This is a genomic window from Methylobacter sp. BlB1, assembly GCF_015476545.1.
GTDB lineage: Bacteria > Pseudomonadota > Gammaproteobacteria > Methylococcales > Methylomonadaceae > Methylobacter.
Genome location: NZ_JADMKV010000020.1, coordinates 29637 through 50268 on the forward strand (window position 1 = coordinate 29637; position 20632 = coordinate 50268).

General features: G+C 56.1%; 24 protein-coding genes. 6 read left to right on the top strand and 18 right to left on the bottom strand.

The genetic code is table 11. From position 1 onward, the window contains the following. Nucleotides 1-9 precede the first annotated feature (9 nt). Both IT781_RS09770 and IT781_RS09775 read left to right on the top strand, forming a co-directional pair. Nucleotides 10-1299, top strand: a complete 1290-nt coding sequence (locus IT781_RS09770) for a peptidylprolyl isomerase (RefSeq protein WP_194969970.1) — start codon at nt 10-12, stop codon at nt 1297-1299. A 36-nt stretch (nt 1300-1335) separates the two neighbouring features. Next, nucleotides 1336-1944, top strand: coding sequence for a DbpA RNA binding domain-containing protein (locus IT781_RS09775; RefSeq protein ID WP_194969971.1), 609 nt, complete (start codon nt 1336-1338; stop codon nt 1942-1944). On the opposite strand, the gene IT781_RS09780 is transcribed toward IT781_RS09775, so the two are convergent. Further along, nucleotides 1941-2573, bottom strand: coding sequence for an MBL fold metallo-hydrolase (locus tag IT781_RS09780; RefSeq protein ID WP_194969972.1), 633 nt, complete (start codon nt 2571-2573; stop codon nt 1941-1943). The genes IT781_RS09775 and IT781_RS09780 overlap by 4 nt on opposite strands. A 116-nt stretch (nt 2574-2689) precedes the next feature. Between IT781_RS09780 and rnd the strand changes: the two genes are divergently transcribed. Both rnd and IT781_RS09790 read left to right on the top strand, forming a co-directional pair. Beyond that, nucleotides 2690-3868 (top strand): ribonuclease D, encoded by a 1179-nt coding sequence (rnd, locus tag IT781_RS09785; RefSeq protein ID WP_194969973.1) that lies wholly within the window; start codon nt 2690-2692, stop codon nt 3866-3868. 378 nt (nt 3869-4246) lie between these two features. After that, nucleotides 4247-5635 (top strand): OFA family MFS transporter, encoded by a 1389-nt coding sequence (locus tag IT781_RS09790; RefSeq protein ID WP_194969974.1) that lies wholly within the window; start codon nt 4247-4249, stop codon nt 5633-5635. Nucleotides 5636-5759: 124 nt separating this feature from the next. Here the strand turns inward: IT781_RS09790 and fae are convergent, their stop codons facing one another. Next, the gene (fae, locus tag IT781_RS09795; RefSeq protein WP_194970008.1) at nt 5760-6272 is read right to left on the bottom strand and encodes a formaldehyde-activating enzyme; all 513 of its coding nucleotides are present in this window, start codon (nt 6270-6272) and stop codon (nt 5760-5762) included. A 92-nt stretch (nt 6273-6364) separates the two neighbouring features. Next, nucleotides 6365-7279 (bottom strand): DMT family transporter, encoded by a 915-nt coding sequence (locus IT781_RS09800; protein WP_194969975.1) that lies wholly within the window; start codon nt 7277-7279, stop codon nt 6365-6367. Nucleotides 7280-7450: 171 nt separating this feature from the next. Between IT781_RS09800 and IT781_RS09805 the strand changes: the two genes are divergently transcribed. Further along, on the top strand, nt 7451-7681 hold the full coding sequence (locus tag IT781_RS09805; RefSeq protein WP_228779050.1) for a hypothetical protein: 231 nt from the start codon (nt 7451-7453) through the stop codon (nt 7679-7681). A 25-nt stretch (nt 7682-7706) separates the two neighbouring features. Here the strand turns inward: IT781_RS09805 and IT781_RS09810 are convergent, their stop codons facing one another. Next, entirely contained in the window at nt 7707-8393 is a 687-nt protein-coding gene (locus IT781_RS09810) for an O-methyltransferase (RefSeq protein WP_194969977.1), read from the bottom strand. 208 nt (nt 8394-8601) lie between these two features. Here IT781_RS09810 and IT781_RS09815 point away from each other — a divergent pair, with 208 nt between their 5' ends. Next, on the top strand, nt 8602-9471 hold the full coding sequence (locus tag IT781_RS09815) for a helix-hairpin-helix domain-containing protein (RefSeq protein WP_228779051.1): 870 nt from the start codon (nt 8602-8604) through the stop codon (nt 9469-9471). Between the two features lie 18 nt (nt 9472-9489). Here the strand turns inward: IT781_RS09815 and hypF are convergent, their stop codons facing one another. The 14 genes from hypF to cybH form a co-directional block, all read right to left on the bottom strand. After that, entirely contained in the window at nt 9490-11814 is a 2325-nt protein-coding gene (hypF, locus tag IT781_RS09820) for a carbamoyltransferase HypF (RefSeq protein WP_194969978.1), read from the bottom strand. Beyond that, a complete protein-coding gene (gene hypE, locus IT781_RS09825) occupies nt 11814-12857 on the bottom strand; it encodes a hydrogenase expression/formation protein HypE (RefSeq protein WP_194969979.1) in 1044 nt (347 codons plus the stop codon). The genes hypF and hypE overlap by 1 nt, the downstream gene beginning before the upstream one ends. A 164-nt stretch (nt 12858-13021) precedes the next feature. Then, nucleotides 13022-14137 (bottom strand): hydrogenase formation protein HypD, encoded by a 1116-nt coding sequence (gene hypD / locus IT781_RS09830; protein WP_194969980.1) that lies wholly within the window; start codon nt 14135-14137, stop codon nt 13022-13024. Continuing rightward, entirely contained in the window at nt 14134-14364 is a 231-nt protein-coding gene (locus IT781_RS09835) for a HypC/HybG/HupF family hydrogenase formation chaperone (RefSeq protein ID WP_194969981.1), read from the bottom strand. The genes hypD and IT781_RS09835 overlap by 4 nt, the downstream gene beginning before the upstream one ends. Nucleotides 14365-14568: 204 nt before the next feature. Next, entirely contained in the window at nt 14569-15369 is an 801-nt protein-coding gene (hypB, locus tag IT781_RS09840) for a hydrogenase nickel incorporation protein HypB (protein ID WP_194969982.1), read from the bottom strand. Next, entirely contained in the window at nt 15369-15710 is a 342-nt protein-coding gene (gene hypA, locus IT781_RS09845; protein WP_194969983.1) for a hydrogenase maturation nickel metallochaperone HypA, read from the bottom strand. Before hypA ends, hypB begins: the two co-directional genes overlap by 1 nt. After that, nucleotides 15703-16878, bottom strand: coding sequence for a Ni,Fe-hydrogenase I large subunit (locus tag IT781_RS09850; RefSeq protein WP_194969984.1), 1176 nt, complete (start codon nt 16876-16878; stop codon nt 15703-15705). The genes hypA and IT781_RS09850 overlap by 8 nt, the downstream gene beginning before the upstream one ends. Continuing rightward, nucleotides 16875-17339 carry a [NiFe]-hydrogenase assembly chaperone HybE gene (hybE, locus tag IT781_RS09855; protein WP_194969985.1) on the bottom strand — a complete coding sequence of 155 codons (465 nt, stop codon included), beginning with the start codon at nt 17337-17339 and terminating at the stop codon, nt 16875-16877. Before hybE ends, IT781_RS09850 begins: the two co-directional genes overlap by 4 nt. Before the next feature lie 2 nt (nt 17340-17341). Then, nucleotides 17342-17563 carry a rubredoxin gene (locus IT781_RS09860; protein WP_194969986.1) on the bottom strand — a complete coding sequence of 74 codons (222 nt, stop codon included), beginning with the start codon at nt 17561-17563 and terminating at the stop codon, nt 17342-17344. Then, nucleotides 17560-18408, bottom strand: coding sequence for a hydrogenase expression/formation protein (locus IT781_RS09865; protein ID WP_194969987.1), 849 nt, complete (start codon nt 18406-18408; stop codon nt 17560-17562). Before IT781_RS09865 ends, IT781_RS09860 begins: the two co-directional genes overlap by 4 nt. A gap of 129 nt (nt 18409-18537) precedes the next feature. Next, nucleotides 18538-18954, bottom strand: coding sequence for a hydrogenase (locus tag IT781_RS09870; RefSeq protein ID WP_194969988.1), 417 nt, complete (start codon nt 18952-18954; stop codon nt 18538-18540). Further along, nucleotides 18951-19247 carry a HypC/HybG/HupF family hydrogenase formation chaperone gene (locus tag IT781_RS09875; RefSeq protein ID WP_194969989.1) on the bottom strand — a complete coding sequence of 99 codons (297 nt, stop codon included), beginning with the start codon at nt 19245-19247 and terminating at the stop codon, nt 18951-18953. The genes IT781_RS09870 and IT781_RS09875 overlap by 4 nt, the downstream gene beginning before the upstream one ends. Continuing rightward, nucleotides 19247-19918, bottom strand: coding sequence for a HyaD/HybD family hydrogenase maturation endopeptidase (locus tag IT781_RS09880; protein ID WP_194969990.1), 672 nt, complete (start codon nt 19916-19918; stop codon nt 19247-19249). The genes IT781_RS09875 and IT781_RS09880 overlap by 1 nt, the downstream gene beginning before the upstream one ends. A 2-nt stretch (nt 19919-19920) precedes the next feature. Continuing rightward, nucleotides 19921-20625: a Ni/Fe-hydrogenase, b-type cytochrome subunit gene (cybH, locus tag IT781_RS09885; RefSeq protein WP_194969991.1), complete on the bottom strand. Its 705-nt coding sequence runs from the start codon at nt 20623-20625 to the stop codon at nt 19921-19923. Nucleotides 20626-20632: the final 7 nt, after the last annotated feature.

Below are 20632 nucleotides of genomic sequence, written 5' to 3' on the forward strand. Positions count from 1 at the left end.
TCAGAAAATATGAAAAGATTGATTGTACCTGTACTGTTGTGTAGTTTATTTTTCAGCAGTTATGCCGCGCACGCTGAAGTGCTGGACAAAATTATCGCCGTCGTTGAGGATGATGTCATTCTTGACCGTGAACTGGAGCGGGAGGCGGCAGCTGTAAGGCAGCGGATCGAGGCATCCAACGCCGCTATGCCGCCGAGTTTTATCCTGCGCAAGCAAGTGCTGGAAAGAATGATTGTCGATAAGCTGCAACGTCAATTGGCCGAGAGAGCCGGCATTACGGTCGGTGAGGAAATGCTGAACAGCCAGGCAGCCGAGATCGCCCAAAGAAATAATATGGACCTGCCTGAGTTTCGGTCCGAACTGGAAAGGCAGGGCATCAGCTATCAAAGCTTTCTGGACAATATACGCAATGAAATTATTATCAGCCAATTGCGCGGCAGGGAAATAGGCGGACGCATTAAAGTGACCGACAAAGAGGTCGAGCACTACATGGAAACGCAGGACAAGATTGGCGAAGAGTCTACCCAATATCATCTCGGCCATATACTGATCGCCGTTCAGGAAGCCGCATCCGCGAAGGAAATACAAAAGGCCAAGGCTAAGGCCGATGGTCTGGTTGAAAAACTGCGCGCGGGCGAGGACTTCACCGAAGCCGCAATGACTCATTCAGATGGCGACAATGCCCTGAAAGGCGGTGATTTAGGTTGGCGGTCCATGGGCGATATACCGACCATGTTTGCCGAGGAGGTCGGTAAAATGAAGCCGGGCGATATAGCCGATCCTATCCGCAGCCCCAGCGGTTTTCATATCGTCAAGTTATTGGAGCAGAAAGGTTCCTTGGATCACCATATGGTAACCAAAACCAAGGTCCGTCATATTTTGATAAAAACCAATGAATTAATTGACGATGCGGAAGCAAGAAAACGCCTGCTCGCACTAAAAGAGCGGCTGGCCAACGGCGAGGATTTCGCAGCGCTGGCGCGTGCTCATTCTGATGATAAAGGCTCGGCAATAAAAGGCGGCGGCCTCGATTGGGTGGGACCAGGCGATCTGGTGAAGCCGTTCGAGGAAGCCATGACAAAACTGTCCGTCAATGAAGTCAGCGAGCCTGTGCAAACACAGTTCGGCTGGCATTTGATTCAAGTGCTGGATCGGGAAAACAAAGACAATAGTGCCGAGTTCAAAAAGAATCTGGTCAGGGACGCCATACGCAAACGGAAAATTGAAGAAGAAACCGAGCTTTGGGTGCGCAGGCTGCGTGATGAAGCATTTGTGGAAATTTATCAGGATAGGCTCTAAAGTATCGCGATTAACAGTGATCGATTGTAAAACAGGATGAATGACAGGAATAGTATAACGGCGGAGCCGATCAGCCAAACCGAACCGTTGAAAAATCGCTTGCAGCAGATTCTAAACAGCGAGAATCTGGAGCCCTATCGCGCATTACTCAGCGTTATAGCCGCTGAACTGGATGCGGATATCTTGGATTGCGCTGCGGCGCTGGTGTATTTAAATCAGCCGGAGGCAGCCAGACTTCCAGCTGCTTCACGGGAAGAGCAAAAGGCAGCGATAAGGATATTGCCGCCGCTTAATCTGCCGCCCATCAAGATGGTGCGTTATCGTCTGGATGTAGGGCGAATCCATCAGGTTACAGCGGAAGAAATCAAAAAGGTGCTGGTTGAAGAATCCGGTGTTGATAAAAATAATATCAACAGGGTGGATATACACGGTTTATATACTATTATTGAATTACCGGCCGGTATGCCGCCGGATATATTCCAGCACCTGAAAACGGTGGAAATCAATCAACAAAAATTGAACATCGCGCGGATAAAAGCGCGCAGCGGTAAAAAGCGCGGAAAAAGCAATTTTCGGCGGGGGGCGCGCCAGCGTAATCCTCAGCCGGATAGCCAAAGTTCGGATCTATCCGGCGTAGGCTGCTAAATACCGACATAAGGGTTATGGCGCATTTCCTCGCCAAATGTAGACATCGGGCCATGGCCGGGAATAAATGCGACCTGTTCACCCAAAGGCCACAAATTGTTTTTTATGGAACTGATCAATGTATGAAAATCGCCTTTAGGAAAATCGGTTCGGCCGATTGATCCTCTAAACAACACGTCGCCCACAATCGCCAGTTGGGATTGACGGTGGTAAAAAACCACATGGCCGGGCGTATGTCCCGGACAATGCAGGACCTCCAGCATTTCTTCGCCGAATGAGACCTTATCGCCATGCGCCAGCCAGCGTGTCGGCGTAAATTCATGACAGACAGGAAAACCGAAAGTCTGACATTGAGCCGCAATTGCATCAATCCAGAACTGGTCATCGCGGTGAGGACCGATAATAGGAATATCGAATAAAGAGGCCAGTTCATAAGTGCCTCCGATGTGATCGAGATGACCATGGGTCAGCAAGACAGATTCCAGCACCGCTTTTTCTTGCTTGACGGCGTCCAGAATCAAATCGACATCGCCGCCCGGGTCGACGACAGCGGCCTTGCCGGTTCGCTCGCAAATCAGTAAAGAACAGTTTTGCTGAAAAGCCGTGACGGGAATAATGCGGTATTTCATATCGGCAGACTATTAAATAAAAAAATTTTACCATCAACCTGCAAATATGCAGCGTATTAGATCAAATTCGGCGCCAAAAGTAGGTTAAAGAACAAAAAGCTGTTATTGTAATTACTATGACTACTATTCAATATATTGATACCCCGGAAAAGCTGAGCGCCCTGTGTCAGCAAATTTTAAAAGAGCCCTGGCTGGCACTGGATACCGAGTTTTTAAGAGAAAAAACCTATTTTCCAAAGTTCTGCCTGTTGCAGATCGCTACGCCCGAGTGGGTGGCTTGCGTCGATCCTATCGCATTGCCTGATTTGAGCGAACTCTTCGATGTCTTGTACAATCCTTCCATCGTCAAAGTTTTTCATTCCAGCCGGCAGGACCTGGAGATTTTCTATCAGTTAAAAGGATGTATTCCCGAGCCGATTTTCGATACGCAAATAGCCGCGCCCCTGCTTGGGTTTCAGGATAATCCCGGTTATGCCATGCTGGTTTCGAGCTTCCTGAATATCAATCTCAGTAAAGCCCATACGCGCACCGACTGGACCGTGCGCCCTTTAAGCGAGGAACAGTTGCGCTATGCCGCCGATGACGTGATTTATCTATGTCAGGTTTACATGATCATGTGCGAAAAGCTTCAGGAACTTGGACGTCTGGACTGGCTGAAAAGTGATTTTGAGTTATTGAAAGATTCTGAACTTTACCTGGTCTCGCCGGAAAAAGCCTGGCTGAAAGTCAAAGGTAAAAATAAACTGACAGGCAGACAGCTGTCGATCGTTCAGACATTATGCGAGTGGCGCGAACGTACCGCGCAGACTGAAGACAGGCCCAGAAGCTGGCTCATGCGCGATGATCTTTTGCTTGAGCTGGCCAAGCTTCAGCCCGACAGCGTCAACGCTCTGGCCAAGGTGCGGGGCATCAATGAGCGCACTGTCAACCGTTACGGAAAAGTGCTGTGCCAGTTGATCAATGAAGCCAGGCAGCGTCCGCCTATCCCTCTGAACGAGAAAGGCAGGCCTGCCAGAAAGACACAACAGCAGGAAGCCATACTGGACATTTTAACGGCATTGGTCAGAATACGGGCCGAGGAAAATTCGTTGAATCCGACCATCCTTGCCACACGCAAAGATCTGGAAGTGCTGCTGTTCAATGAGGATGACGACTGTCCGTTGCTGCATGGCTGGCGCTTTAGCATGGCCGGCAGGGAATTGGTCGGATTGCTGAAGGGCGATCTCTTGATCGGAATCGAATCCGACAAGCTCAATATAGTCAACAAAACATCTTTTGCTGATGCCGCTCAATAACCAAAGTATACATAGCATGGGCGGCATTCGAAATGCTGGGTTTAGCAGCCCGGACTGTCCCGCTGCCCTGCCAAAATCAAAGCGAAATCCACTGTAGGGTACGCATCGCGTACCTGTTCAGGGTTTTTCGGCACACCACAAGCGGAAAGGTACGCGGTGCGTACCCTACAAAGCTTTTCAAGCCGTACCTTGCCGCCAATATTTCCAAAGCCCATTCAAAATGTAACCGCCTCCTTTCGGCATAAATTTAAAAATATAGCCGCGTGCAGTAAAATAGCTGTCCCAAATTCTCCGTCGCGTTAGCGTCGGAGGTCTATTGTCTGCTGGATTCATGCCGGCCTTCATATAAAAGCAAATAAAAAACAGGAAGAAAAATTTATGAACACAACGGGGGCGACGTCTTTTTTGTCAAGAGACAGGACGATTGCAAAATCGGATTTTAATCGTTGGCTGGTTGCCCCTGCGGCCCTGGCTGTACATCTCTGCATAGGGCAGGTTTATGCGTTCAGCGTATTCAATTTGCCATTGACCAAAGTACTGGGCATAACCGAATCCTTGCCCGAGGACTGGAAATTGACAGAGCTAGGCTGGATCTTCAGTCTCGCCATCGTGTTTCTGGGGCTGTCGGCGGCTTTTGCGGGAAAATGGCTGGAGAAAGTCGGACCGCGTGTCACGATGTTCTGCGCCGCGCTGTGCTTTAGCAGCGGCTTCTTTATCTCCGCGGCCGGCGTCTGGCTGCATGCGATCTGGATGCTGTATGTGGGTTATGGCGTTCTGGGCGGTATCGGATTGGGGCTGGGGTATGTCTCTCCGGTTTCGACGCTGATCAAATGGTTTCCCGATCGCCGCGGCATGGCGACCGGGCTGGCGATCATGGGATTCGGCGGTGGCGCAATGATCGGTGCGCCTCTGGGGGTGTTTCTGATGAAGCATTTCGCTTCAGAAACATCGGTCGGCGTTGCGGAAACCTTCATGACGATGGGCGCGCTTTATCTGATTATCATGATGCTGGGCGCGTTTTCGATCCGGCTACCGACTGAAGGCTGGATGCCGAAAGGTTTTCAACCATCAGTCAAAAAAAGCAAGCTGATCACGAACAATCACGTGCATGTTGATCAGGCGCTGAAAACCCCGCAGTTTTACCTGCTATGGCTGGTATTGTGCCTGAACGTGACGGCAGGCATCGGCGTGCTGGGCCAGGCTTCGGCCATGAGTCAGGAGATGTTCAAAGACCAGTTCACGCCCGAAAGGGCCGCGGCGTTTGTCAGCCTCCTGAGTTTGTTCAATATGGGCGGGCGCTTTGTCTGGTCCACGCTGTCCGATTACTTGGGCAGGAAAAATACCTATTTCATATTCTTCGTTCTGGGCTGCGCTCTGTATTCCAGCGTGCCTTATACCGGTCAGATGCACAATGTCGCACTGTTTGTCGCCTGTTATGCGGTCATCATGAGCATGTACGGCGGCGGATTCTCAACCATACCGGCTTATCTAGCCGATATTTTCGGCACCAAGTACGTCGGCGCGATTCACGGCAGATTGCTGACAGCCTGGTCGACGGCCGGCGTCGCAGGTCCCGTGCTGGTCAATTATCTGCGCGAAAGCCAGATTGCGCAGGGCGTTGCCAAGGCCGATGCCTACAATATGACCATGCATATTATGGCCGGGATATTGGTGGTGGGCTTTTTGTGCAACTTGGCTATCAAGGCCGTTGATGAAAAGCATCATATCAAGCACGATGAAGTCAATGATGAATATGATAGTCTGTAGTCAATAAATTGAATAGCGAACCACGAAGAAAAACAAGGTTGAGCTTCGCTCTCTGTGTTCTTCGTGGTTATGACACTAATAGATATGGCTCATACGGCGCCTGGAAGCGTGACCGCAAGGCCGATCAGTCATGAGCCGCCAGCGGATGGTGCACGACATTTTCCTGAGCGATCACTTCCTCTGGCGTCGGCTTGCCTTCAACTGCGCATTTGATTGCCTGCATTGTGGCTTCGTAATTCCAATCCTGAATTTTATCGTCGTCCTTAGCGTCCCAGTGAATAAAAACGCCGACACTAATAAAGATATCGCCGGCTTCTTCCAACGGTATGATGCCGGCTTTTACACTGTCAACGACTGCTTTGGCGACGCCTCGCTGGGCCGGGCCGAACATTTGCGTGGCCTGTTTCGCGTCTTTGATTTCCACTTTATTAAACAAGATGGTATTGGGCTTGGCCATGAGATTGGGAGCTACCAGCGCCAATAAAGCGTTATCCCCGCGTTTTTGATTGGTCAGCGCAATACAGAACGCCGTTTCCGCAGCACTACCCCGCGGCCCCATGACCAAATCGACATGCGCCACTTCATTACCTTCACCTACAAGAGCTTCACCTACCAGTACTTTGTCTATTTTTGACATTTTCATTTCAGCTTCTCCTGTTAAGTTCATGAATTGAGCTTCAATTATTAAAGACAGATAGCCGGCCGGATTAGTTTCGGACGGGCAAGCTGTCACGCCGAAGAACGCAGGCGCTTTGACGTCGTTTTTCTGACCAGATAACCCACCATTCTGTCGAAATACTCATGCATGAATAGCGCCGATAAGATCAGCGCCGTGCCGGCCGCGATTTTCATGGTCAGCGGTTCATGGTTGACCGTATGGCCCAGCATGAGCGCGAGCACCGGCGAGAGCAGCGTAATCAGGGCGACGCGCGTTGCGGCCAAGTGAGCTAGCACATAGTAATAAAGCACGAAGCCGATGGTTGTCGCGATAACGCCCAGATAGATGATTGAAGCCAGACTGGCAAGCGGCAATGACGCCGGCCATTGCCCGTCAGCCAGCCGCCAGGTCAGCCAATAAGCCGGTACGGCCAGCAGCAGGCCGCCGGCCACCTGCGACAATGCCGGCAGTTTCGCCTGAATGCGCTGCACCCAGACGGCGCTGGCCGATTGCAGGAGGGCGGCAACCAGCACGCCGGCAATGCCCAGCGCTGCCTCCTGTCCGAGTTGCAAGGCCGAACCGAACATGACAGCCAGGCCACCGACACCGAAACCGTAAGACAGCAATTTGCCCGGCGTCAGACTGCGTTCTTTTAGCCATATCGCCGACAGCAACGCCGTGATCAACGGCGACAAGCCGAATATCACCGAAACCCAGCCGGAAGGAATGAACTGCGCGGCCCAGTAAACCGCCAGCATGGAGCAATAGATTTGCAGGGCCACAGCCAGATAAGTCCGCCTGGCCTTGCTATGCCAGGCCAGGCGCTGCCGCCTGAGCAACAGCAGCATGGCCACGCAGACGATGCCGATGCTCATGCGGCCCGTCGCACCGAGCAAAAAGCCCGGACCTTCACCGCTCCATTTGATAGCCAGCGGCGTAGTGGCCCAGATTAAAATGATACTGATGTAGGCTAGAAGGATGCGCATCAGATTAAATTGTTGATGGTAAACAGGTTGTCAGACATTCTATTCAAGGTAGAAAAGATTGATAGGAAGGGTTTAAATAAACTCTCTTTAATCAGGAACTTGATGTTTTTTTGAGATTCCAATAATCATAAAATTTATCCAGACCACAATCTGCATAAATAGGTGATCAAGATGGCGACACGCAACACGAAAATAACCGAATCCAGTTATGAAGCCGCTCGCGAGTATTTGCAACGACAACTGGAAATACATTCCTGGTGGCCCACAGAACAGCCGGGACTGGCCCGGCAAGAGTTCAAACTGATGCAAGGCGATCCGCGCGCACTTAATGTCTGGTGCAAAAAATGGCTTGATTCCGGACAGATGCGGCAACTGTCCAAGGCCATGCAGAACCATGATTGAACAGTCAGCCATCTGTGTCTTGTCTTCAAGCCGTCTTTTTACGCGCGACGAGCACGCCGTCCCGTGTCGGGTTGATAAAACTGTCAAAATCGGGATCGTTGAAGATTAACAGGTTGTGCTCCTGTATGGCCTCGGTCCAGCCCGGCACAATGTCGACAAAATTTTCCGCGGCCACGCGGCCATGCCAGAGCACATTATCGGCGATATACAGGCCGCCGGGGCGGATGCGGTCTCTGGCCATTCTCCAGACTTCCGGATAATCGCCCTTGTCGACGTCGTTATAGCAGATATCGAACAACCCTTCGGTTTGCGCGAAGATATCCTGCGCAAGCCCGGTATGGAAATCAATCCTGTTCCATAAACCGGCGGCGCTGAGATAGCCATGCGCTTTCTGACGGTTGATGGCATCGCCATCACTGCAGATCACCCTGCCTTCAAGGCCTGTCGCGCGCGCAAACCAGTAAGCCGAATAGCCGTAACCGCTGCCGAATTCGAAAATGCGCCGGGCGCCGATGCTTTTCGCCAGCGTTTCCAGAAAAATACCCACCAGACGATCAACGATAGGGAAATTATTCTGCCTCGCGTACTCCTCCATTTCAATTAACACAGGATGATCGGTAGGGCCGGTCAGGCTGCGCATATAGTTCTCGATGGCCGGATTGACCGGGACGATAACGGAAGGATTGGATATCGTGGGTGACTTGTTGGTCATTATCTGTGCCTCGCTATGAAATGATGAATTTGATCGTATTTTATTATTTCTGGTGCTATGCGGTAAATTTGCTCATCAAAGCTTCAATCTGACACTGTAAGGCCCCGGTTCGTTTTGCAGCCCGTAAAAATTAATGCCGTTCTTGCTACGATCAGAACTTAAAGCAGCGATTCAAAGTCACAGGCCATAATGGCCGGAGGGTTGCTTTATGATGGTAAATAAAGAAGTTTCCGATAGATTGAGAGAGATTGCCAGACTGCTTGAAGAGCAGGGGGCCAATCCGTTTCGTTCGACCGCCTACCTGCGGGCCGCGATCACGATTGACGAACTCGACCGGCCGGTGTCCGAGATCGTCGAAAAGGAGGGCATTGACGGCCTGGACGCACTGCCCGGCATCGGCGCTGGCATTGCCCGCTCGGTCTGTGAATACGTGACCACAGGCCGTATGAGCCGGCTGGACAGCCTGAGAACCGGCCATGATCCCATCGAACTGTTTGAACAGATTCCGGGCATCGGCCCGACCCTGGCGCATCGGTTGATAGAAACGCTGCATGTCGATACGCTGGAGGAACTGGAAATGGCCGCGCATGAAGGACGGCTGGCGGCCGTGCCAGGCTTTAGCAGAAACAAAACCGAAATGATCCAGGCTTGGCTGGACCGCATCCTGGGCTATCGCCGTCCACGCAAAAGACTGCAAGCGCCTGCCGTCGAGGTGCCGATCGAATTGCTGCTGGAAATCGATTTTCTCTACCTGACCAAAGCCGACGAGGAAGAACTGCCGAAAATCGCGCCCAGGCGCTTCAACCCGTCCGGCGAGGCCTGGCTGCCGATCATGCACAAGACCCGCAACGGCTGGCATTTTACGGCCTTGTATTCGAACACGCCGCGCGCCCATCAGCTCAACCAGATCAAGGATTGGGTCGTCATTTACTTTTATGACGACCAGCATCATGAAGGGCAATATACCGTCGTTACCGAAACCAAAGGCCCGCTGCAAGGTAAGCGCGTAGTCCGGGGCCGGGAGCGCGAATGCCGCGAATATTATGCCCAACGGTCGTCTGCTTTGAATGCGGGCTGATTGCTGAACCGCAATCCGTCACTTTCCTTTAATGCTTTGCGCAGCGGCAATCACCGCTTGTCCCAATGCCAGACCGCCGTCGTTCATCGGATAGCGCTGCGGCGACAGCACGGTTTTGCCGTCCCGCCGTAGTTGCTGAGACACCGCTTCCAGCAGCAGCCGGTTCTGAAATACGCCGCCGCTGAGCACAATACTGTCCGTGCCGGCCTGGCGGCAGAGCCGGTTCAGCAGTTCGACGGTCGCGGCGATCAGGCTATGTTGAATGCGGGCGGCGATGCGGGCTTTATCCGTGCTGCCGTTGAGATCGGCCAGAACGGCTTGCCATAAGCCTTGCCAGCTTAACACCAACAGGCCGCCGCCGTTATCGATAGCCCAGGCTTGCGGATAGGGCTGTTCGCCGGAAAACAGCGGCGCTGCCAGTGCTTCCAGCGCAATCGCGGCCTGGCCTTCGTAATGGACCTGTTCGCCGTGCAGATCCAGCGCGGCGGCAAAGGCGTCGAACCAGCGGCCGCAGGAACTGCTGGGCGGCGAATTGAGATTTCTGGCAATCATCGCCGACAGCGTGTCCAACGGTTTGCCGGCCAGCAGTTTGATGATGTTCAGCTCGGCGAATTCCTGGCGCAGCATCGGCCAATCGAAATAATGCCGCAGTTGCGCATAAGCGTTGCGCCAGGGTTCGCGCATGGCCTGGGCGCCGCCGGGCAGGGCGATGGGCTGGAAATGGCCGAGCCGGGCGCAGTTCCGGTAATCGGCCAGCAAAAATTCGCCGCCCCATAACGTACTGTCATCGCCCAGGCCTAAGCCATCGAAGATCGCACCCAACACCGGGCGCGTGTCTAGGGGTACGCCATGCTCGGCCAGACAGGCGGCCAGATGGGCATGATGATGCTGCACGGCGATCAACTGCGCCTGCTCGGTTGCCGCCAAGGCTTGCCCGTATTGCGTGGATAGATAATCCGGATGTAGATCGACAGCGATGCGTTTGGGGCTAAAACCGAATAACTGCCTGTACAGCGCGACGGCATGACGGTAATCGTGCTGCACGGCGGCGCTTTCCAGGTCGCCGACATGCTGGGAAACGACCGCCTGGCCGTTCTTCAGCAGACAGAAACTGTTTTTCAATTCCGCGCCCATTGCCAGAATGTTATCGGCCGCTTCAAAACCGGCCGGCAAGGCCAGCGCTTCCGGACTGTAACCGCGCGCGCGCCGCAGCAGCCGGATGTCGCCGTCCATGATCCGAACTACCGAATCATCCAGCCGGTTGACGATGGTCCGGTCATGCAGCAGCCAATAATCGGCGATGCCGGCCAGCTTTTCCCGCGCCTCGTCGTTGTCCGTGCATTGCGGTTCGTCGCTGACATTGCCGGAAGTCAGCACGATGGGCGCGGCCAGTTCCTGCATCAGCAGACTGTGCAAAGGCGTATAGGGCAGCATGAAGCCCCGCTTATCGTCATCCGGCGCGATGCCGGGCGCCAGCGCCATGCCATGCGCGGCCAGCAATACGATCGGTGCGGCCTTGTCAGGCAGAGCCCGCATTGCCTGCTCGTTCAGCCGGGCATGGCGGGCTATCGTTTCCGCATCGCGGGCCATCAACGCAAACGGTTTGGCATGGCGCCGCTTGCGTTGCCGCAGTCGCGCAACCGCATCGGGATCGGCGGCATTGCAGGCCAGATGAAAACCGCCCAGGCCCTTGATCGCGACGATAAAACCCTGGCGGATCAGCTCGGCCGTGCGCGTCAGCGGGTCGGTGCCAGCCAGCGCTTGCCGGCTGCGATCCTCCAGCCACAGTCTGGGTCCGCAGTCGGGGCAGCAGTTAGCCTGGGCGTGGAAACGGCGGTCGCTTGGATCGTCATATTCCTGCCGGCAGCGCGGGCACATCACGAACTCCGCCATGCTGGTGCGGCAGCGATCATAGGGCACGCCCCGGATGATGGACAGCCGCGGGCCGCAATGCGTGCAATTGGTGAACGGATAGCGGTAGCGGCGATTGGCGGGGTCGGCGATTTCGGCCAGACAGTCGGGACAGGTGGCGGCATCGGCGGCGATCGGGGTTTGGGCGCTGCGGTCTTCGCGGCTGGCAACGATACGGAACTCGTCATCCGGCATGCCATTTAAATCCTGCACCTCCAGGCTGTCGAGCCGGGCCAGCGGCGGCAGTTGCAGCGGAATCCGGCGGACGAAGGCGTCCAGATCCGCCTCATTGCCGAAGGCGTGGATCATCACGCCCTCGGCGTCGTTCCACACCGAGCCGGTCAGCCTGTAAAGCCGGGCCAAATGCCAGATCGCCGGCCGAAAGCCTACGCCCTGCACCACGCCGCGCGCCCGGATCGCTTTGCCGGGCATCAGCAGATACGCGGCAACTGCTCGCCGACCGGCCAGTCGACGATGCGCCGCCCGCCGAAGGCTGTGGTCATCTGCACGAAACCGTGCTCGTCGGCGATGACTTCGCCGATGATCGCGGCATCGCGGCCCAGCGGGTGCCGTTGCATTACCGCCAGCAGGCGTTCGGCGGCATCGGGGGCGCAGATGCAGACCAGCTTGCCTTCGTTGGCGACATACAGCGGGTCCAGGCCGAGGATTTCGCAGGCGGCTTTGACTTCCGTCTTTATAGGAATCCGCGTCTCGTCAATGACCATGCCGACTTCGGATTGCTGGGCCAGTTCGTTCAGGGCCGTTGCCAGGCCGCCGCGGGTCGGGTCGCGCAGGCAGTGAATAGCGTCCGGCGCGGCGGCGACCATCTCGGCGACCAGGCCGTTCAGCGCGGCGGAGTCGGAGACGATGCTGGTGCCGAATTGCAGATTTTCCCGCCCGGCCATGATGGCGACGCCGTGATCGCCGATCGAGCCGCTGACCAGAATCGCGCAGCCCGGCCGTGCGCGGTCGCCGGAAATAGTGACGCCCTCCGGCACGATGCCGACGCCGGTCGTGGTAATGAACACGCCGTCGCCCTTGCCGCGTTCCACGACTTTGGTATCGCCGGTAACGATAGGCGTGCCGGCCCGTTGCGCCGCGGCGGCCATGCTGACGACGATTTTTTCCAGATCGGCCAGCGGCAAGCCTTCTTCCAGGATGAATCCGGCCGCCAGATACAACGGCCGCGCGCCGGACATCGCCACATCATTGACGGTGCCGTGCACTGCCAGCGAGCCGATGTCGCCGCCGGGAAAAAACAGCGGCGATATCACATGGCCGTCGGTACTGATCACCAGCCGTCCCGCCGGTACGTTAAACAGCGCCTGGTCGTTGCGTTGCCGCAGCAGGTCGTTGTCGAAATACCTGACGAACAGCTCGTCGATCAGCTGAGCCATCGCCCGCCCGCCACCGCCGTGGCTTAGGTCGACTTTGCCGGTTTTTAGGTTCAGGGGGGAGGTGTAGGGCTTGGGCATTGAATGGATTCTCGTAATTAAAAAATGCCGCTTTCGCGACGGATTAAATTCATCCTAAAGTTTGAGAAAGATCAAATGTAGGGTACGCACCGCGTACCATTTTCAACTATAAGTCATCCGAATTCTAAAAAAGGTACGCGATGCGTACCCTACCTGCTTTAAGGTCAACCTGACTTACGGCTCAACCTCCCATAAGACCAATACGCCGCACAAGCTCCTTCCGACGACACCATGCAAGAGCCCATCGGATTTTCCGGCGTGCAAACCGTGCCCAGCAACTTGCAATCCTGCGGCTTTTTTGCGCCGCGCAGGATGGCGGGACATTCGCAGCCTTTGACGTCGGCGGCCTGGATCGCGGGTAGGCTGAAGCGCTGCTCGGCGTCGAAGTCGGCGTAGTCGGCCTTCAGTCTTAATGCGCTGTCGGCGATCAGGCCCAGGCCGCGCCATTCGAATTGCGGCCGCAACTCGAATATTTCCCGCATCAGCGCTTGCGCTTTCAGGTTGCCTTGCCGGGTGACGGCGCGGCTGTACTCGTTTTCGACCTCATGCCGTCCTTCGTTGAGCTGGCGGATCAGCATCAGCGCCGACTGCATGACGTCCAGGGGTTCGAAACCGGCAATAACGACGGGCTTGGCATAGCGTTCGGCAAACGGCTCATAGGCCTGGCTGCCGATGATCGTGCTGACATGGGAAGGTCCGAGAAAGGCGTCAATCGCAACCGGCTGCTGCGCGTCCAGTATTGCCTGCATCGCGGCGGGCGTCAGCACGTGGTTGCAGAACACCGAGAAATTGGTCAGCCGTTCGGCCTGCATCTGCTGTATCGCGACGGCGGTCGGGGGCGTCGTGGTTTCAAAACCGATGGCGAAAAACACCACGGGCCGATCTGGATTTTCGCGGGCGATTTTCAGGACGTCCTGCGTGGAATAAACCATACGGATGTCGCAGCCGCCGGCCTTGGCTTTCAGCAGGCTGTTGCGGCCGGTGGCCGGCACCCGCATCAGGTCGGCATAGGTGCAGAGTATCACGTCATGCTGTTCGGCCAGTTGGATCGCGTTGTCGATGCGTCCGGTCGGCAATACGCAGACCGGGCAGCCGGGGCCGTGGATGAATTCGACATTGGCCGGCATCAGGTCCTGCACGCCGTAACGGAAAATGGCATGGGTATGGCCGCCGCAGAATTCCATCAATCGGTAGTGCCGGTCGGGATCGACAGTTTGCGCGATGGCCCGGGCCAGTTGCCGGGCCAGGTCTTGCTGTCGGAACTCGCTGATGTATTTCATGGGTTGAGCGTCAATCCGGCTTCGGCGAACAAGGCCAGGGTTTTTAGGGCTTCGTCCTCGTCGATTTTATTCAACGCGTAACCGACGTGCACCAGTACGTAGTCGCCGACAGCAACATCATCGACGAGGGCCAGCGACACTTCCACCCTGACATTGTCGACCGATGCGGTCGCTATGTTAGTGACGGGGTCGAGGGCGATGATTTGGGCGGGTAAAGCCAAACACATGAATTTCGGTTTCCTAAAATGCAGGGTACGCATTGCGTACCATTTTCAAATTGCCCATTAAAAGTTTCCGCGATGCCAAGGCAAAGCCAAAAGGTACGCGATGCGTACCCTACGGATATGCATTGAACCAACGCTGAACGGTTCGGACGGGGCAGCATGCCCTGTCCGGCTTGGTACGCAGTGCGTACCCTACGGTAGCGAGCATTAAGCATATCCAATGCGCTGCAATTCCAATTCGGCCTTGAGCCAGCGCAGCCAGTTGTCTATGCCTTCGCCGGTCTTGGCCGACAATGACAGGACCTTGATGCGCGGATTGACCTGTTTCGCATACTGTATGCATTGCTCGCTGTCGAAATCCAGGTACGGCAGCAGGTCGGTCTTGTTCAAGATCATCAGGTCGGCGGCATGGAACATGTCGGGGTATTTGATCGGCTTGTCCTCGCCCTCGGTGACCGACAGAATCACCACTTTGTGCGCTTCGCCCAGATCGAACGACGAAGGGCAGACCAGATTGCCGACGTTTTCGATGAACAGCAGGCTATGGTCGCTCGGCTGCAGGCTTGCTAGCGCATGCCCGACGCGGTGCGCATCGAGATGGCAGCCTTTGCCGGTATTGATTTGCACCGCCTGCACGCCGGTGGCGCGGATGCGCTCGGCGTCGCGGGCGGTTTGTTGGTCGCCTTCGATCACGGCGATGTCGGCGTCGCCCTGCAGCCGGGCAATGGTTTCGGTCAACAGCGTGGTCTTGCCGGAGCCGGGGCTGGAGACCAGATTCAACGCCAGCATGCCGCGTTCATTGAAGTAGCGGCGGTTTTCGGCGGCATAACGGTTATTCTTGGCCAGAATATCCTGTTCGATCTGCACCATGCGCAGCCGGCTCAAACCCGGCGCATGGGCATGTGCCGCACCGTGTTCGTGGTCATGGTCGTGATGATGGTGATCATGGGAATGGCCATGATCGTGCGAGTGGGAATGGCCCTCGCCGCAGCCGCATACGCCGCACATTATTCTACCTCCAGTTCTTTGATTCGCATTTGATCGCCGCCATTGACCTGCAATTGATGACTGCCGCAGTGCGGGCATTGATCGTATAACTGCTGCACGGCCACATTGCGCCCGCACGGCAAACACCAGGCCTGGCCCGGCACTTCGATAATTTCAAGGCGGGCCTGGTCGGCCAGCGAACCTTGTACGACAATATCGAAACTGAAACGCAACGCCTCGATCTCGACGCCGGCAAGCGCTCCAATTTCCAGCCAGACCGTCTTGACTTTCCGGTATTGCTGGGCTTCCGCCTGTTGCTCCAGTATTTGTAAAACGCTTTCGCAAAGCGACATTTCATGCATGGCTGTCCGTCAGCTTTAAATTGTAAAGTACGCAGGGGTCTACTGAGTTGATCAGAAGTTCCGCCTGCCGCCGCAGGTCGTTCGGGCCTTCGGCCTTCAAGTGTTTCAAGCCTTGGGCGACGACGCCTTCGGGATGGAAATTCCATTCGGTAGGCGCGGCGATTCGGTAATCATACACCCGCCCATGCCGCAGTTCCAGACGATGAATCAATAGGCCGCGCGCCGCCTGAAGCTGGGCCAGACCAATGCCGCCGGTGCTCGAGACGATTGCAGGGGCAGGCTTTTGCTCTATCCCACGGCTTAACCGCAGCGGTATCGCCGCCACTTCCAGCAAACGGGCCACGAAGCGCACCATCAGGCCGTTGCCGTAATGGTGTTGCAAGCCGGCGATGAGCGGATGCGAACGTTGCCGCGTCAATGGCGTCGTTTCAAAGCAGCGGCCTTGCCAGTGCGGCGCCCGGCAGAACGCCGCCAAATCTTCCTGCTGCATCTGCCGGTTCAAGGCATCCGCCTCGAGCTCGGGCAGACAGTCGACCTCGTTTTGTCCGATTGCCGTCCAGTTCCGGTTATACAAATCGTTCAGCAGGCAGGCCGGCAGCGCCTCGTTTTGGCTCAGCCAGTCGCAGAGCTGCGTTTCGCAAGCCAGCGTCCGAAAATCGGCAAGCCGGCCGTTAAAAATCGCGGCATCAATGAGCGCTTCCAATTCGGCTGTCAGTTGCGTCAATTGCACGGCATCGATGTCGAGGCAACTGTCGAGCTTGTATGCCTCGCCGTGCCGGAACAAATGCCGCTTGAAAAGCGCATCGAATTTAAGCAATGCCGCCAGGGCTTTCTTATCCGGGGGCAGTCCGATTAGGCCCGGCCAATCCAGCAGAATCCGCCAGGCGTGTTCGCGCAGAGTCTCCAGTTGCACCAGCAGGTCGCGGGCCGCATCGGACTCAGGCTCGGCTGTCATGCCCAGCGCGGCGCGGCAGGTCAGCAGGGCGACACAGGCTTGGGCATTGCCGCACAGCGTAAACAGCAGCGGTACGATGTCGAGGATCTGTTCCGGCGTTTTGCCGAGCAATACCAGGGGCGCTATGTCAGGCCGGGTGGATGCGATTCGCGCTCCGCTAGCCTGGCCGGCGCGGTGATACAATTCGATGTGGACAGTTCCGTCCGGCGTCATTTATGGCCTCCGAGAGCGCCGCGCAGCAGATCCCGGCGGCTGACAGTGCGCGGACTAGGAGTAGTCAGCAAGCCCTGCAAGGCGGCTTGTGCCGCCGTGAGCGCCATACCCTGATCCTCGAATTGAAACATTGGCGAGAACAAGGAACACTGTGCGTATGGGCCCAGCTGCGCTTCGCTGGCCAAAGTGAATTCGAAGGCGCCGTAGGGATAGCGCCGCACGAGTTTGCTGCCGGGAAGCTGCTGACGCCATTCGCTGTCCGGTCCCGGCAACAACAGCAGATTCATGAACCAGGGCGTGATCAACACGCCCAGCCAGTCTTCGTTAAAGCGAGTAAAGCCGACGGCCTGCACAGAGAGCGCGGGGTTAACAATAGGCACCTCGCGCAGGCGCGTTGCCAGAATACCGTTGAATACCGTTTCCAGCGTGCGGCTGATTTGTTCGCTATCCTGCCACTGCATGCTCAGTCGTCCAGCACCAGAAAATCCTGCTTCGGAGCGCCGCACTGCGGGCAGCTCCAGTGTACGGGCAACTGTGAAAAAGCCGTGCCGGGCTGTATTTGCCAGACCTCATCGCCGTCTGCCGGATCGTAGACATGCCAGCAGATTTTGCATTCCAACCGCGTTTCTGTCGGCAATCCCGAGGCATCGCCGCCAAAGGGGCCGGCGAAAAAGGCGGTGCTCATAAATACACCTTCAGTATTTCCTGCAGCCGCTCACGGCTGTCTTCTATGTCTTCCGGCGAGGCGCAGGCGACGCTGGGCACGTCGCTGACTTCCAGGGTATTGAGGATCAGGGTGTCCTGTGAATTGAAATACTGCACCCACCAGACGAAGCGGGTGCCGGTTGCGGTGATCCGGCAGTTGCCGTAGCCTCGAGACAGTATCGTCACTGAGCCCCGGCCCAGCCGTTGTTCCAGAAACGCCAGGTCCTGCTCGGTTTGCGGCAACAGGCTCAAGTTGATGATATGCGCCTCGCCGCCCGGCCGGTATCCGGCGATTTTGGCGTTGAGTTCGGCCAGCAGCGGCGGGGCATTCATCACGCCCGGCGGCAACGCGGTCCAGCCGGTGTCGATTCGGCTGGCCGCGCCATTAAAAGCCGATTGAATTATTTGTCGCGGAATAATGCCGATTTCCACCGTATCGGCGACGATCTGCTGCCGGGCATCCAGTTGCTGCAAGCGCCAGACGCCTGCCAGCGCCGACTCCTGAATGCGGATGTTACGTTCGCCGGAGCAGATCAGGCTGACTTCGCCTTCGCCGAGCAGTTCGTTGATGAATTGCCGATTGGGCTGATCCAGCGTTGTCAGGTCAATAGGCTCGGAAACCAAAGGGAACACAGCCAGATCCTGTTCCAGTTGCCGCAATATATTTTTTGCCAGCTCCAGATCCGCCGGGTTTAAATCCATTGAGAAACGCGGCATGCTGTAGGTCGCCATTTCCTGCGGCATTTGCAGGTAGTCCAGCTCGATGCCGCCTTCTTCCGCAGGTTGGCTGCCTGGGCCGAAAATTGGGAGGGAGATTGAGTTCATAGTTTCAGGTTTATTGATTCACTTGCTGGCTATTAATGTAGGGTACGCACTGCGTACCTTTTCCAAATGTTCCAGGCATTCCAAAGCCTAAACAAAGGTACGCAATGCGTACCCTACGGGTTCCAAAATTCATCGTGCCCCGCAGACTTTGTCCAGATCGAAAACCGGCGGCTCGCCGGGTGCGGCGGTCAGAATCCGCGCGGTTTCCTGTCTGTATTCCTGCCAGTCCTTGATGCCGCTGATGGCGCCTAAATACTCGCCGTTACGCAAAAACACCAGCGAGGGCCATCCGGTAAAGCGAAAACGTGCCTGCAATTCCCGCTCTATGGGCCTGGCGATGACCGCAGCCTGCAGCCGTCCGCTAAATGCCTTGATCAATTCCGGCAGGATCACCGCGACGTCATTGCTTTCCGGAAAATGCAGCGGATCATTGCAGAAAAACAGCACGACAGTTTCATTACCGTAAACGAAATGATCGTAACTGTCCGCATCCAGAAAAGGATAGCCATATCGGGTTTGCAATTGGGCAATCAATGGCGATGTCATGGTTTTAAAAACTCCGGCAATTGGGGTTCTCTGTCGACCAGGTCGGCAAATAAATGATCTATCTGGCTGTCGCCCTGCATCGCCAGATGCAGGGCTTCCAGCGCATCGGCGATCTGCCGGGCTTTTTGTTCGCTGAGCACTTCCCGGGCGGTGCCGAGAAAAACCAGCAGCCAGGCGCCAGCCGGCTGCGGGCCGACCAGCATCATGTCGATCAGGCTTTCCTGGCCGCGGTAGATGCAGAGCGCCGATTCGCCGCGCGGCTCGATAATTTGCATGGGAATGCCGATGCACATCAGTATTTGCCCCGATAATCGACATCGACCTGCAAAGCGTTTTCGTCCGCAGGTTGCGGCGGGCGCACCTCAAACGCATCGGACAGCAGGATGCGCTCGTCGCCGATGCGGCAGGCCTGATCAGCCGTAGGCCGTTCTTGTTCGTAGCGTTGCATGTTCAGCACCGGATCGGCCAGATCGTCCTCTGTGTCGGTTGTTTCAGCCGTAATGCCGAAATCCTTCAGAAAGCCAAGCGCCATGTCGATCGCCGGCTGGATTTGCGCCTTGACCGATGGCCGCAAGCTGCCGCCGTAGTCCTCAAGTTCCTCCGGCTGTACGCCGACCAGCAGCAAATGCCGGGGATAACTGCCCAGCATTTGCGCCATCGCCAGCACTTCCTGAAAGCCGGTTTGATGCAGACTCATTTTCTTGGCGCCGAGAAACTGCGGCACATCATCATTTTCGATCCGTTTCAGCGTGCCGGGCGGCAAGCCGTAATCGATCGCATCGAATACGACCAGGACATCGGCGACCTGCACATGTTCAACCAGATAAACGCCTTGCGTACCGCCGTCCATGACTTTGACCTGATCGGGAAAACGGTAGCGTTTCTGCAGGCGCTCGATCACCCGAACGCCGAAGCCTTCGTCGGCCCACAGCACATTGCCAATGCCTAATAGCAGAATGTTCATGGTCAATGGCTACCGTCCAGCGGTTTATCGTCTTTGAAAGTGCGCCAACCGGTCGCCATCGTCGACAGAATGCTCTGCCGGGACAGTTTATCCTCGCGCACGGCGACGTAAATATGGATCAGCACGAAGCATATGATCAGCCACATGACCAGATGATGCCAGCTGTGCAGGCTTTGGCTGTCGCCGAAAACCGGCAGCACCCAACTGCTGAACAGCACGTATTGCCAGCTGCCTTGCCCGGTGCCTTCGCCGTACAGTGCAAAGCCGGTCACGATCATGAACAGCGTGCCCCAAACGAAGGCGAAATGCATGGCCAGCAACGCCAGGGGATTATGGCCGACATACTTGCGCGGTTCCTTGACGAGCAGGGCATACCACAGGATTTCATGGCCGACGCCTTGCCAGAAATCGCGTGACAAGAGCGGCGGCAGGAAGATTTGCCGGGCATGCTCGTTGCCGGCATAGGCCCAGTACAGCCGGAACAGCAGGCCTATCGCCAACAGATAGCCGGCGGCGAAATGCACAAACCTGACGTAGCCCATCAGAAAGTGATCGAACGCTTCGCCGTCCACCGACGCGGGCGGATCGGCGATCAGGTAGCCGGTGATGATCAAGGCGACAATGACCAACGCGTTCAGGCCGTGCCATAGCCGTACCGGTTTTTCGTAGACATAAACGGCTTGAGTAGGGGATGAGGAATCAGTCATGGCGTCT